We start from the raw sequence: 12,516 nt of genomic DNA, 5'->3' as shown, positions 1-12,516 counted from the left end.
TCCCCTAGATTTCGAGAGGAAAGCAGGCCCTTGGCAGCACAAGTGATCACGAGGAAGGTCGAGCTCGATTCGGCGTACGCGCAGTCGGTGCTCGGCATCAATGACGAGAACCTGCGGGTCCTGGACAACCAGATCGACGCGGACTTCCACGCCCGCGGACACCTGGTCACCCTCACCGGCCCCGACCACGAGGTCGCCCGCGCGGTGAAGGTGCTCGAGGAGCTCGAGTCCATCGCGCGCCGCGGGCACGTCATCTCCCCGGACGCGGTCAAGCACGCGGTCTCGATCGTCACGGTCGAGGCCCCGCAGTCCGTCGCCGAGGTCCTGGCCAGCGACATCGTCTCCCGCCGCGGACGGACGATCCGCGCGAAGACGCTGGGGCAGAAGGAGTACGTCGACGCGATCGACGAGCACACCATCGTCTTCGGCGTCGGCCCCGCCGGTTCCGGCAAAACCTACCTGGCGGTGGCGAAGGCGGTGCAGGCCCTGCAGTCCAAGCAGGTCACCCGCATCATCCTCACCCGCCCCGCCGTCGAGGCCGGGGAGAAGCTGGGCTTTCTGCCCGGCACGCTCAGCGACAAGATCGACCCCTACCTGCGCCCCCTCTACGACGCGCTGCGGGACATGCTCGACCCGGAGATGATCCCCAAGCTCATGGACGCCGGGGTCATCGAGGTCGCCCCGCTGGCCTACATGCGCGGCCGCACCCTCAACGACGCCTTCGTCATTCTCGACGAAGCCCAGAACACCACCCCGGCGCAGATGAAGATGTTCCTCACCCGCCTGGGCTTCGGATCCAAGATGATCGTCACCGGCGACATCACCCAGGTCGACCTGCCCACCGGGCAGAAGTCGGGCCTGCGGCTGGTCCGCCAGATCCTCCGCGGTGTGGAGGGCATCCACTTCGCGGAACTGACCAGCCAGGACGTGGTCCGCCACTCGCTCGTCGGCCGCATCGTCGACGCCTACGACGCCTTCGAGGAGAAACAGTGAGCATCGAGGTCTTCAACGAATCCGGACACGCCGGCGTCAACGAGGAGATGCTCATCGACGTCGCCTCCTTCGCCCTCGGCGAAATGGACATCCACCCCGACGCCGAGGCGTCCATCCACATCGTCGACCTCAAGACGATCACCGAGCTCCACGTGCGCTGGCTCGACCTCGACGGCCCCACCGACGTCATGACCTTCCCCATGGACGAACTCACCCCGGGTTCCGGCACCGCCCTCGGCGCCCGCCCGGATTCGAAGGGCCCCGGCCCGGCCCTGCTCGGCGACATCGTGCTGTGCCCCGAATTCGCCGCCAAGCAGGCGGCCGCCGCCGGCCACGGCCTCGACCACGAACTGGCGCTGCTCACCGTCCACGGCTGCCTGCACCTGCTCGGCTACGACCACGCCACGCCCGCCGACGAGCGCGAGATGTTCGCCCTGCAGAACGAACTTCTCGCCGACTGGTACGACGACGTCGCCCGCCGCGGCATCGAATACCAGCCCAAGCCCACCGGTGCCCAGGCCTTCCCCTCCGCCGCCGACCGCCTGGCCCTCGACGAGATCGTCCCCGGGGGCGGCATCCCGGCCATCGGCGAACCCGCCGGTGACAAGTGATGGAAGTTGACACCGTCTGGCTGAGTGCCGTCACGGTCCTGGCCCTGGCGCTTTCCGGCCTGGTGGGCACCGTCGAATCCGCCGTCAGCTCGATCTCCCGCGCCCGCGTGGAGGGCATGGTCAAGGACGAGGTCGCCGGAGCGCGTGCCCTGCTCAAGGTCATCGACCACCGCGCGGACAACATCAACCTGCTCATCCTGCTCAAGACCGTGCTCGACGCCACCGCGGCCGTCTTCGCCGCCGCCCTGGCCCGCGACGTCTTCGCCTCCGAGGTGTGGGCGATCCTGCTGGCCATCGTCGCGGTCTCCCTCATCACCTACGCGGTGGTCGGGGTCTTCGCCCGCACCATGGGACGCAAGAACCCCTACTCCATCTCCCTGCGCTCGGCGGTGGTGCTTCAGGGCATCGCCTTCGTCCTCGGACCGGTGGCGAAGGTGCTCATCTGGGTAGGCAACCTCATCGCCCCCGGCAGCGGATTCCGCCACGGCCCCTACGCCACCGAAGTCGAGCTGCGCGAAATGGTCGACATCGCCCAGGAACACGGCATCGTCGAGGTCGAGGAACGCCGCATGATCCAGTCGGTCTTCGACCTCGCCTCCACCACGGCGCGCCAGGTCATGGTGCCCCGCACCGAGATGATCTGGATCGAGGAATCCAAGCACGCCGGCCAGGCCACCACCCTCTGCGTGCGCTCCGGACACTCCCGGGTGCCGGTCGTCGGCGAGAACATCGACGACATCCTCGGCGTCGCCTACATCAAGGACCTGGTCCGGCACACCTACCACCTCACCGACGGCGGGGCCTCCGTCGCCGTCACCGAGGTCATGCGCCCGCCCACCTTCGTCCCCGACTCCAAGAACCTCGACGAGCTGCTCCACGAGATGCAGCGCGACAAGATCCACATGGCCATGCTCGTCGACGAGTACGGCGGCATCGCCGGGCTCATCACCATGGAGGACATCCTCGAGGAGATCGTCGGTGAGATCGCCGACGAATACGACACCGCCGAGGTCACCCCCATCGAACTCATCGGGGACCGCACCTACCGCGCCGTCTCCCGCCTCTCTCTCGAGGACCTGCGCGACCAGATCGACGACGACTACGACATCGACATCGAGTTCTCCGAGGAGATCCAGGACCAGGTCGAATCCGTCGGCGGCCTCATCGGCTACGAGATCGGACGCGTCCCCCTCCCCAACTCCACGGTGGAGACTTGCGGGCTGCGCCTCACCGCCGAGGGCGGGCGCGACCGGCGGGGCCGCATGCGCGTGCGCTCGGTGGTGGTGGAGGTCCTCGAGAGGGATGAGGAGGAATAATTTTCCTCCCTTTCCCCCCTTGCGTTGGCACGTGAACCCCACCAGCCTCACACATCGACCTGGGGAAACGCCCGAACCCCCAGAAGTTCACGTGCCAACACCTCGGTCCAACACCCCGGAGGCCCCCTCCTTGCGTTGGCACGTGAACACCACCAGCCCCACACATCGACCTGGGGAAACGCCCGAACCCCCAGAAGTTCACGTGCCAACACCTCGGTCCAGCGCCCCGCCGGCGATTGTGTTTTCACCTGGCGAAGGAGCAGAATAACCACCGTGAACATCCTCTCCATCCAATCCTCGGTTTCCTACGGTCACGTGGGCAACTCCGCCGCCGTCTTCCCGCTCCAGCGCCTGGGGCACGAGGTGTGGCCGGTCTACACCGTCAACTTCTCCAACCACACGGGTTACGGGGCTTGGCGGGGCCCGCTCATTCCGGCGGCTGATGTCGCGGACATCATCACCGGCATCGAGGAGCGCGGCGTGCTCGGCCAGGTCGACGCGGTTCTTTCGGGTTACCAGGGTGGGGCGGACATCGCGGACGTCATCATCGAGGCGGTGGCCAAGGTCAAGGCCGCCAACCCGGATGCGATCTACGCCTGCGACCCGGTGATGGGCAACGCCAAGTCCGGCTGCCACGTCTCCGATCTCATCCCGCCGCTGCTGCGGGACCGCGTGGTGCCGGTCGCGGACATCATCACCCCGAACCAGTTCGAGCTGGGTTTCCTCACCGGGCGTGAGGCCTCCGACCTGGAGTCCACTCTCGCCGCCGCCGACGCCGCCCGCGAGATGGGTCCGTCGACCGTGCTGGTCACCTCGGTGGAGCGCCCGGATCGCCCGGAGGGCACCATCGAGATGCTGGCGGTCACTGACGCCGGTGCCTGGATCGTGCAGACCCCGTACCTGCCGTTCAAGCGCAACGGCTCCGGCGATGTCACCGCCGCTCTCTTCACCGGCCACTATGTCTCCACGAAGGACGCCGCCGGATCCCTCGCGAAGACCGCCTCCTCCGTCTTCGACCTCGTGGAGAACACCTACCGCGCCGATTCCCGCGAGCTGCTGCTCATCGAGTCCCAGGACGCCTACGCGAATCCGCGGATGCAGTTCGAGGTCACGCAGGTCCGGTAACCTGGAAAGTCACACAACACTAGGAGTCCCCATCAGCTCATTCACCGACACCCCGGACGGTTTCCGTTCCGGTTTCGTCAGCTTCGTCGGCCGTCCGAACACGGGCAAGTCGACCCTCACCAATGCGTTGGTGGGGGAGAAGATCGCCATCACCGCCAACCAGCCGGAGACGACGCGCCACCCGATCCGGGGTCTGGTGCACCGGGAGAATGCGCAGATCGTGGTCGTCGATACGCCGGGTCTGCACAAGCCGCGGACGCTGCTGGGTGAGCGGCTCAATGAGATCGTCAAGGACACCTACGCGGATGTCGACCTCATCGGTCTCACGGTCCCGGCGGACGAGAAGATCGGCCCGGGCGACCGGTGGATCCTGGAGAACCTGCGCAAGGTGGTGCCGGACACGCCGATCGTGGGCATCGTGACCAAGCTGGACAAGGCCTCCAAGGATCAGGTCGGCGCGCAGCTGCTGGCCCTGCACGAGATGCTCGGGGGCGACGCCGAGGTCATCCCCGTCTCCGCCAAGGACGGCACGCAGGTCGAGTTGCTTATCGACGTCCTCGCGTCCCTGCTCCCCGAGGGCCCCAAGTTCTACCCCGACGATCACATCACCGACGATGACACGGAGAAGCGCATCTCCGAGCTCATCCGCGAGGCAGCGCTGTCGGGCCTCAAGGACGAGCTGCCGCACTCGGTGGCCGTCGAGGTGGATGAGATCCTCAACGACAACGGCAAGCTGACCATCCACGCGATCCTCTACCTGGAGCGTGAGGGGCAGAAGGCAATCATCCAGGGCCGGGACGGGCGTCGATTCGGGCGGATCATCCACAATTCCCGCCAGGAGATCATCAAGCTGCTCGGCCGGAACGTCTTCCTCGATCTGCGCCTCAAGGTGCTGAAGAACTGGCAGTCCGACCCGAAGTCCCTGGGTCGCCTGGGCTTCTAGGATGCGCGCGCAGCCGTACCGCGATCGGGCGCTCGTGGTGCGGACCCATGATTTCGGCGAGGCGGACCGCGTCATCGTGCTGCTGACGCGGCACCACGGGATCCGGCGCGGGGTGGCCAAGGGGGTGCGCCGGGCGAAGTCGCGTTTCGGGTCGCGGCTGCAGCATTTCGTCGATATCGACGTCCAGCTCTATCCGGGCCGCAACCTGGAGTCGATCACGGGCGCCGACACGGTGGCGTTCTACGGGGCGGGGATCATCGACAACTACGAGCGCTACACCGCCGCCTGCGTGGCCCTGGAGACGGCGGAACGCCTCGCCCAGGACGAGGATCCCTGGCTCTTCGACCACCTCACCGAGACGCTCGCGCGGATGCAGACCACCGCGCATCCCACCGTGGTGCTCGACGCCTTCCTGCTGCAGGCGATGGCGCACGCCGGCTGGGCCCCCAGCCTCTTCGACTGCGCCCAGTGCGGCACGCCCGGCCCACACCACGCCTTCCATCCGGCGGTCGGTGGCGCGGCGTGCGTGCAGTGCCGTCCTCCGGGGGCGGCGGAGGTGCCGGAGGAGTCGCTGCGTCTCATGTGGTTGCTCCATCATGCGCACTGGCCGGCGGCGCTGGAGGTCGTCGATAAGCACGACGGCCACCACCTGAGCGCCGTCGCGCACCGGCTGACCCGGGCGCACCTGCAGTGGCATCTGGAACAGAAGGTCACCAGTCTGGGTGTCATGGACCAGACGTAGGATGGTCTGCGTGATCACGCCACCTGATATTCCCGCCGAGTTCCTGCCCGCCCACATCGCCCTGGTGATGGACGGTAACGGGCGTTGGGCGCAGCAGCGCGGGCTCAAGCGCACGGAGGGCCACAAGCGCGGCGAGGCCGTCCTCATGGATGTCGTCGACGCCTGCCTCGCCCTCGGCGTGCCGTATCTCTCCGCCTACGCCTTCTCCACGGAGAACTGGCGCCGCTCGGCGGATGAGGTCCGCTTCCTCATGGGCTTCAACCGGGACGTCCTGCGCCGCCAGCGCGACGTGCTGAATGAGAAGGGCGTGCGCGTGCGCTGGGTGGGGCGGCGTCCGCGCCTGTGGCGGGCGGTCATCCGCGAGCTGGAGGCCGCCGAGGAGCTGACCAAGGACAACACCCGCATGACGCTGGCGATGTGCGTCAACTACGGCGGCCGCGCCGAGCTTGTCGACGCCGCACGGGAGATCGCCCGCCGCGCCGCCGCCGGGCAGCTGCGCCCGGAGGAGATCACCGAGCAGACCTTCCCGCGCTTCCTCGACGAGCCGGACATGCCCGACGTCGATCTCTTCCTCCGCCCCTCGGGCGAGAAGCGGACCTCCAATTTCCTGCCGTGGCACTCGGCGTATGCGGAGATGGTCTACCAGGACAAGCTCTTCCCGGATTTCACGCAGCAGGATCTCTTCGACGCCGTCGTGGAGTACGCTTCTCGTGATCGTCGCTTCGGCGGGACGAAGTAAGGCTTCAAAGGAGTGGGAACAACAGTGGTGGTCAGCAACGAGGAACCGACCCGGGCGCAGATCGCCAGGTGGCGCCGCTACCTGGCGAATGAGCGCGCCGAGGCCGCCCTCTACCGGGAACTCGCCCGCCGCAAGTCCGGCGAGGAACGCGAGATCCTCCTGGCGCTGGCGGAATCGGAGACCCGCCACGAGGAGTTCTGGCGCGGCAAGCTCGGCGAGTACGTCGGCTTCCCGCGGCAGCCCGACCTGGGGACCCGCTTCATGGGGTTTTTGGCCAAGCGTTTCGGCTCCGTGTTCACCCTGGCGCTCATGCAGTCGGCGGAGGCGCGCAGCCCCTACATCAAGGACGAGGACGCGCCGGAGCAGATCGCCGCGGACGAGCGCATCCACGCCGAGGTCGTCCGGGGTCTGGCCGCGCGCGGCCGAGAGAAGATGTCGGGCGGATTCCGTGCCGCCGTCTTCGGGGCGAACGACGGCCTGGTGTCCAACCTGGCGCTCGTCGTCGGCGTCATGGGCTCCGGCGTCTCCTCCAACATGATCCTGCTCACCGGCATCTCCGGCCTGCTCGCCGGGGCGCTGTCCATGGCCGCCGGCGAGTACGTGTCGGTGACCTCCCAGCGGGAACTGCTCGAGGCCTCCACCCCGCACCCCAAGGCGCACACCCTGCTGCCCTCGCTCGACGTCAACGCGAACGAGCTGGCGCTGGTCTACCGGGCGCGCGGCCTCAGTGACAAGGAGGCGCAGGCCAAGGCCCGCGCCGAGTTCTCCCGCATGGCGCTGGAGCAGGCCATCGGCCTCGACCGCGAGGACAGCCCCGGGGAGCAGGAGACGTGGACCGATCCGGGGGAGGTCGTCGGTTCGCCGTGGACGGCCGCCGGCTCGAGTTTCCTCTTCTTCGCCGGGGGCGCGTTCATCCCGATCCTTCCCTACCTCTTCGGGGCCTCCCCGGTGATGGGCGCGGTCATCGCTATGGTGCTCGTCTCGTGTGCGCTCATGTTCACCGGCGGCGTCGTCGGCGTCCTCTCGGGGAAGCCGCCGCTGTCGCGGGCGATGCGTCAGCTGGCGATCGGCCTCGGCGCCGCCGGCATCACCTATCTGCTGGGCGTGGCCTTCGGCACGGTGATCTCCTAGTCGCTCCCGGCCCGGGCGGCGCATTCGGGGCACAGGCCGTAGATCTCCGCGTCATGGCCGGTGAGCCGGAAGCCGTGCTTCTGCGCGACCTGCTGCGCCCACGTCTCAACGCTCCCGCCGTCGATCTCCTCGGTGCGTCCGCAGCCGGTGCACACGAGGTGATGGTGATGGTGGGGGGACACGCACTGCCGGTAGAGGGTCTCTCCGGTGGCCATGTGGAGGACGTCGACCGCCTGGATCTCGGCGAGGGACTGCAGTGTGCGGTAGACCGTGGTCAGGCCGACCTGCTGGGCGCGGTCCTCCAGCTCCCGGTGGATCTCCTTGGCGGAGGCGAAGGTGTCGATCTCGGAGAGGACGTTGATGACCGCGGTGCGCTGTCGGGTGTTACGGGCGCCGAGCTTCGGCACGCCGGAGGACGAGGGAGTCATGGACGGGCTCTTCCTGAGAAACGGGATCGAGTACACATCCCATTATGTACGCTGACGAGGATTCAGGCAGCGCGAGCAGGGGGGACGTCTCCCTGTGGTGTTTCTCAGGAGAAGGTGGTGGGCACCGGCGGGGTGGGGGAGGGGTCCGGGATGGTGTCGGCACCGTGGGTGGTGCCGGCGGCGGCCGCCGGGGCGTGGGCGAGCTGGCCCACCGGATCCTCGGCCGTGCCGCTGCCGCGCGGGGTGCCGTGGTGGCCGATCTGGACGACGTTCCCGTTGCCGTTCGCAGTGTCCACGGCCGCCTGCTGCAGGTCGCGCGCGTGCATTCCCAGCTTCACGGCGGAGGTGATGATGTCCGCAGCCTGGGGCAGGACGAGGCGGTAGATGACCTCGCGCCCGCGTCGTTCGGAGTCGACGATGCCGGAGCGCTTGAGCACGCGCAGGTGCTGGGAGATGAGGGGCTGGGACTTGCCCAGACCGTCCACCAGTTCGTGGACGAAGTGATCCCGGATGGACAATCGCCAGATGATCTGGACGCGGAGGCGCGAATCCAGTGCGCCGATGATCGCCTCGGCGGCGTCGAGATCAGTGTCCGAGTAAGTGTTCATCCCATCCAGTTCTTCTGCCCGGCTGGCCTGAGGGGTGACGGTGGGATCCGTCCTAGACCAATAGCGTTGTCAATTATGTTCGGAATGCACGTCATGAATGGTCCGGCGTGCAGTTTCCTCGATTATACCCATATGCTCAACCACTCTAGACATTTGGCAATGAATCACCTAGTAATACCCCCCGGGGTTGAGTTTGGCGTGGTTTCTGCGGAGACCATTACCCGCCTGCGGGGCGTGCCCAACCCCCGACGGCCCCGGGGAAGGTGGGGCGGCTACACTCGTTGTCAATCACGATCGACTTAAATCCCCTACCAGAGGAGTCTGAAGCCACATGGCGTCCGTCATCGATACCGTCGTCAACCTGTGCAAGCGTCGCGGACTGGTCTACCAGGCCGGCGAGATCTACGGCGGTTCCCGCTCTGCATGGGACTACGGTCCGCTCGGTGTCGAGCTCAAGGAGAACATCAAGCGCCAGTGGTGGCGTCACATGGTCACCGCCCGCCCCGATGTCGTGGGCGTGGACACGTCCATCATCCAGCCGCGTCAGGTGTGGGTCACCTCCGGTCACGTCGAGGTCTTCACCGACCCGCTGGTGGAGTCGCTGCACACCCACAAGCGCTACCGCGCCGACCACCTGCTGGAGGCCTACGAGGAGAAGCACGGCCACCCGCCGGCCAACGGCCTCGCCGACATCAACGATCCGGAGACCGGCCAGCCCGGCAACTGGACCGAGCCGCGCCCCTTCTCCGGCCTGCTCAAGACCTTCCTCGGCCCGGTCGACGATGAGGAGGGCCTGCACTATCTCCGCCCGGAGACCGCGCAGGGCATCTTCGTCAACTTCAAGAACGTCATGACCTCCGCGCGCATGAAGCCGCCGTTCGGCATCGCCAACATCGGCAAGTCCTTCCGCAACGAGATCACGCCGGGCAACTTCATCTTCCGCACCCGCGAGTTCGAGCAGATGGAGCTGGAGTTCTTCGTCAAGCCGGGCACCGATGAGGAATGGCACCAGCAGTGGATCGACGCCCGCATGCAGTGGTACGTCGACCTGGGCATCAACCCGGAGAACCTGCGCTTCTACGAGCACCCGCAGGAGGCCCTGTCGCACTACTCCAAGCGCACCGTCGACATCGAGTACGCCTACAACTTCCAGGGCTCGAAGTGGGGCGAGCTGGAGGGCATCGCCAACCGCACCGACTATGACCTCAAGGTGCATTCGGAGGGCTCCGGCGAGGACCTCTCCTTCTTCGACCAGGAATCCGGCGAGCGCTGGATCCCCTACGTCATCGAGCCGGCCGCCGGCCTGGGTCGCGCCTTCATGGCCTTCCTCGTCGATGCGTACACCGAGGACGAGGCCCCGAACTCCAAGGGAGGCGTCGATAAGCGCGTCGTGCTCAAGCTCGACCGTCGCCTGGCGCCGGTGAAGGTGGCCGTCCTGCCGCTGTCGAAGAAGCCGGAGCTGTCCGGCCCGGCCGAGGAGATCGCCGCGCAGCTGCGTCAGCTGTGGAACGTGGAGTACGACACCTCGGGCGCCATCGGCCGCCGCTACCGTCGTCAGGACGAGATCGGCACCCCGTTCTGCGTCACCGTCGACTTCGACACCCTCGAGGACAACGCCGTGACCGTCCGCGAGCGCGACACCATGGCGCAGGAGCGCGTGAAGATCGAGGATCTGCAGGACTACCTGGCCACCCGCCTCGTGGGCTGCTGATCATGCACTACACCAGCTGGGACCGCAGCGACGTCGACCGGCCCGTCCTCCTCGCCGAGGGCGGTCCGGAGGTGCTGGCGCGCTTCGGGAAGGACACCGCGGAGGTCGACGGCGCGACGTGGACCCTGGTCTTCGACGCCGCGAGCGGCGCCACCGCCACGCTTATCGACGTCCCCGTCCTCACCGCCGAGGCCAACTTCAAGAAGGACAAGTCGATCCCGGTGAACATCGGGACCCGCAGTTTCGTCCTCGTCAACGAGGCATCCAACAACTGGATCATCGACGACGAGAACGGGAACAAGGTCGCCCAGTTCTCCGGCGGCAACAACGGCGTGCGCCAGGCCATCCTCGAGTTCGAGGGTGAGACCGATCTGCCGCGCGACGCCGTCGTCGGTCTCAGCTGGATGGCCCGCCTCCTCCTCGAGCAGCGACTGAGCCGCTCCTCGACGGCGGTCATCGCCACCCTCGCGCTCATGACCCTCGCCGCGATCCTGGCCTTCCTCTTCTAGCCGGATGGTCATGGAGGAACGGGCGCCCGCCCCCTGGTGCTGGGAGGGTAACGAGCTTTTTGATGCCCACCGCGAGCTCATCGCCACCGTCCGCTCCGACGTCATCTTCTTCCGCGCCGAGCGCCTGCTCGTGGAATCCGAGCCCGGGCCCATCCAGTTCCGTGCCCGGGCCACCATCGGCGACGGCCGCGTGTTCACCCTGGCCCAGAACGGTTTCACCGTGGGCACCCTCCACGCCGATTGCGCCGGCCGCGAGTACGTTCTGCGCCGCACCAGCCTCTGGCGCAAGGAACGCCACATCCACGATGCCCGCGGACGTGTCATGGCCCGCGTGCGCCCCCTCATCTCCGGGCGGGTCGAACTCCACGCCGGCCCCGGCTACGAATCACTGCCGCCCATCGACGCCGTGTTCCTGTCCTGGGGCTGCGTCCTCGTCGACTCCCCGGTGCGTCGCCCGCGGGTCTGACCGGGGCCTGCCTGATTCGCTGACATCAATACATTCGCCCACCTGGGGTTTCTCCGAACTCCAGGTGGGCGAGGTCAGCTTTTCAGGGTGGGCCTAGATCGTCGGGACACCACAGTGGGTCGTCTCTCCACCCGGCGGGAAAGCCCATGTTCTCTTCAGGGGAGAGCGCGACGGTCGGGTGTTCCGGGAATCCGTCCACGATCTGCCGGAAGGAGTCCCACCACAAGGACCCGGCTGGGTGAATCCTGAGGAGGTAGGCCAAAACTGCAGCGTGCGCATACACCCGTCGAGAGGGGCGTTGGGCCTCGGGGAGGTTTTTGCCGCGCCCGAGATGTCGTGCCGTCTTGCACAGCAGGGGCCATTCGCTGGCGGCGTTGCCGGGGATCGCAATCTGGTTCTTCAGTGGTTTATTGAAGAGCCGTACAGCATGCGCGACATCGTTTCGGAGTGCTCCGATGGCGCGGACCCACTTGACGAACTGGGCCGGGTGCCGCACCCCGAAAGTGTTGGCCACCGACCGCTTGTCCTCGTCCTTGAGGTAGTCCAGGAGGAACACGAGCGTGCCGAAAGTCAGATGCTCCACAACCGCCCACACCGGGAGATCGGGACCGTAGACCTGACGATGGTGGACCACGAAGTCGTCGTTTCGCCTGTGGGCCAGTTCTGTTACTTCCTGCACCTGCGAGAGGAAGATCTCATGGCTCGTCTGACTCCTGCCGGGGGGAACTTTGGAACAGCGTCCCTTGTCGAGATGCTCGACGAACAGGTGCCCAAGTTCCGACCTGCGTGCGATCGCATGTGCCACTGCCGTTCTGAGCCGAACTTCAAAGTCTTCGATGGCCTCCGCCATGACGGAACGAAGTCGGACATCGAATTCAGCCAACTGGACGACGTCGTCAAGGGACGAGCCTGGTACGTGCTCTTTACTGCGAAACCGCCGGGATTCCCGCGAAACTTCTTCTTGCGCGAGCCGTTGCCGGTAGAGATAACGGTATCCGGACAGTCGGTGGTAACCGTACTTCTGCAGGAGGACTGCGGCCGCGTCAACGTCCGTGATTCTCAAACCCGTGTTTATGAGCCCCGCCACGAGGTCACCATGGTCTAGGTACGGCTTCACGTCCATCATGGCGGGATTTTAACCGAGAACATGAAAACCGGCCCCTTGACAACCGAAGTTGACAGAGGGGGCCGGTG

General features: G+C 66.8%; 14 protein-coding genes. 11 read left to right on the top strand and 3 right to left on the bottom strand.

Annotated features, from left to right (window positions below; all coding sequences use genetic code 11):
- The first annotated feature begins 30 nt into the window (after nt 1–30).
- The 8 genes from ACFPUZ_RS02295 (at nt 31) to ACFPUZ_RS02260 (ending at nt 7,600) form a co-directional block, all read left to right on the top strand.
- Nucleotides 31–993, top strand: a complete 963-nt coding sequence (locus tag ACFPUZ_RS02295) for a PhoH family protein (protein ID WP_376999475.1) — start codon at nt 31–33, stop codon at nt 991–993.
- The gene (ybeY, locus tag ACFPUZ_RS02290; RefSeq protein ID WP_376999473.1) at nt 990–1,604 is read left to right on the top strand and encodes an rRNA maturation RNase YbeY; all 615 of its coding nucleotides are present in this window, start codon (nt 990–992) and stop codon (nt 1,602–1,604) included. Before ACFPUZ_RS02295 ends, ybeY begins: the two co-directional genes overlap by 4 nt.
- Nucleotides 1,604–2,920 carry a hemolysin family protein gene (locus ACFPUZ_RS02285; protein ID WP_376999471.1) on the top strand — a complete coding sequence of 439 codons (1,317 nt, stop codon included), beginning with the start codon at nt 1,604–1,606 and terminating at the stop codon, nt 2,918–2,920. Before ybeY ends, ACFPUZ_RS02285 begins: the two co-directional genes overlap by 1 nt.
- A gap of 273 nt (nt 2,921–3,193) precedes the next feature.
- A complete protein-coding gene (gene pdxY, locus ACFPUZ_RS02280; RefSeq protein WP_376999469.1) occupies nt 3,194–4,045 on the top strand; it encodes a pyridoxal kinase PdxY in 852 nt (283 codons plus the stop codon).
- 31 nt (nt 4,046–4,076) lie between these two features.
- Entirely contained in the window at nt 4,077–4,988 is a 912-nt protein-coding gene (gene era / locus ACFPUZ_RS02275) for a GTPase Era (protein ID WP_376999957.1), read from the top strand.
- A 1-nt stretch (nt 4,989) separates the two neighbouring features.
- Nucleotides 4,990–5,730 (top strand): DNA repair protein RecO, encoded by a 741-nt coding sequence (recO, locus tag ACFPUZ_RS02270; RefSeq protein WP_376999467.1) that lies wholly within the window; start codon nt 4,990–4,992, stop codon nt 5,728–5,730.
- Between the two features lie 10 nt (nt 5,731–5,740).
- Nucleotides 5,741–6,469 carry an isoprenyl transferase gene (locus ACFPUZ_RS02265; RefSeq protein WP_376999465.1) on the top strand — a complete coding sequence of 243 codons (729 nt, stop codon included), beginning with the start codon at nt 5,741–5,743 and terminating at the stop codon, nt 6,467–6,469.
- A gap of 12 nt (nt 6,470–6,481) precedes the next feature.
- Nucleotides 6,482–7,600 (top strand): VIT1/CCC1 transporter family protein, encoded by a 1,119-nt coding sequence (locus ACFPUZ_RS02260; protein WP_376999463.1) that lies wholly within the window; start codon nt 6,482–6,484, stop codon nt 7,598–7,600.
- Here the strand turns inward: ACFPUZ_RS02260 and ACFPUZ_RS02255 are convergent.
- Together ACFPUZ_RS02255 and ACFPUZ_RS02250 are read right to left on the bottom strand one after the other, a co-directional pair.
- A complete protein-coding gene (locus ACFPUZ_RS02255) occupies nt 7,597–8,028 on the bottom strand; it encodes a Fur family transcriptional regulator (protein ID WP_376999461.1) in 432 nt (143 codons plus the stop codon). The two genes, ACFPUZ_RS02260 and ACFPUZ_RS02255, sit on opposite strands and share 4 nt — an antisense overlap.
- 104 nt (nt 8,029–8,132) lie before the next feature.
- Nucleotides 8,133–8,636 carry an ArsR/SmtB family transcription factor gene (locus tag ACFPUZ_RS02250; protein ID WP_376999459.1) on the bottom strand — a complete coding sequence of 168 codons (504 nt, stop codon included), beginning with the start codon at nt 8,634–8,636 and terminating at the stop codon, nt 8,133–8,135.
- A gap of 331 nt (nt 8,637–8,967) precedes the next feature.
- On the opposite strand from ACFPUZ_RS02250, the gene ACFPUZ_RS02245 reads away from it, so the two are divergent.
- Genes ACFPUZ_RS02245 through ACFPUZ_RS02235 form a run of 3 tightly spaced genes read left to right on the top strand, consistent with a single transcriptional unit; the run spans nt 8,968 to nt 11,322 of the window.
- The gene (locus ACFPUZ_RS02245) at nt 8,968–10,347 is read left to right on the top strand and encodes a glycine--tRNA ligase (RefSeq protein ID WP_376999457.1); all 1,380 of its coding nucleotides are present in this window, start codon (nt 8,968–8,970) and stop codon (nt 10,345–10,347) included.
- Nucleotides 10,348–10,349: 2 nt separating this feature from the next.
- On the top strand, nt 10,350–10,856 hold the full coding sequence (locus tag ACFPUZ_RS02240; protein ID WP_376999455.1) for a hypothetical protein: 507 nt from the start codon (nt 10,350–10,352) through the stop codon (nt 10,854–10,856).
- Nucleotides 10,857–10,866: 10 nt separating this feature from the next.
- On the top strand, nt 10,867–11,322 hold the full coding sequence (locus ACFPUZ_RS02235; protein ID WP_376999453.1) for a hypothetical protein: 456 nt from the start codon (nt 10,867–10,869) through the stop codon (nt 11,320–11,322).
- Nucleotides 11,323–11,404: 82 nt separating this feature from the next.
- Here the strand turns inward: ACFPUZ_RS02235 and ACFPUZ_RS02230 are convergent, their stop codons facing one another.
- Complete coding sequence (locus tag ACFPUZ_RS02230) at nt 11,405–12,448, bottom strand: Abi family protein (protein WP_376999451.1); 1,044 nt, start codon at nt 12,446–12,448, stop codon at nt 11,405–11,407.
- Nucleotides 12,449–12,516: the final 68 nt, after the last annotated feature.

The organism is Corynebacterium nasicanis (assembly GCF_042658165.1).
GTDB lineage: Bacteria > Actinomycetota > Actinomycetes > Mycobacteriales > Mycobacteriaceae > Corynebacterium > Corynebacterium nasicanis.
This window is presented reverse-complemented; position numbering and strand designations above follow the sequence as displayed.

Bases quoted from the DNA above. Each gene is read 5' to 3' on its own strand.
- ACFPUZ_RS02285 (WP_376999471.1), top strand. From the start codon at position 1,604: ATGGAAGTTGACACCGTCTGGCTGAGTGCCGTCACGGTCCTGGCCCTG.
- recO (WP_376999467.1), top strand. From the start codon at position 4,990: ATGCGCGCGCAGCCGTACCGCGATCGGGCGCTCGTGGTGCGGACCCAT.
- ACFPUZ_RS02255 (WP_376999461.1), bottom strand. From the start codon at position 8,028: ATGACTCCCTCGTCCTCCGGCGTGCCGAAGCTCGGCGCCCGTAACACC.
- ACFPUZ_RS02250 (WP_376999459.1), bottom strand. From the start codon at position 8,636: ATGAACACTTACTCGGACACTGATCTCGACGCCGCCGAGGCGATCATC.
- ACFPUZ_RS02245 (WP_376999457.1), top strand. From the start codon at position 8,968: ATGGCGTCCGTCATCGATACCGTCGTCAACCTGTGCAAGCGTCGCGGA.
- ACFPUZ_RS02240 (WP_376999455.1), top strand. From the start codon at position 10,350: ATGCACTACACCAGCTGGGACCGCAGCGACGTCGACCGGCCCGTCCTC.
- ACFPUZ_RS02235 (WP_376999453.1), top strand. From the start codon at position 10,867: ATGGAGGAACGGGCGCCCGCCCCCTGGTGCTGGGAGGGTAACGAGCTT.
- ACFPUZ_RS02230 (WP_376999451.1), bottom strand. From the start codon at position 12,448: ATGATGGACGTGAAGCCGTACCTAGACCATGGTGACCTCGTGGCGGGG.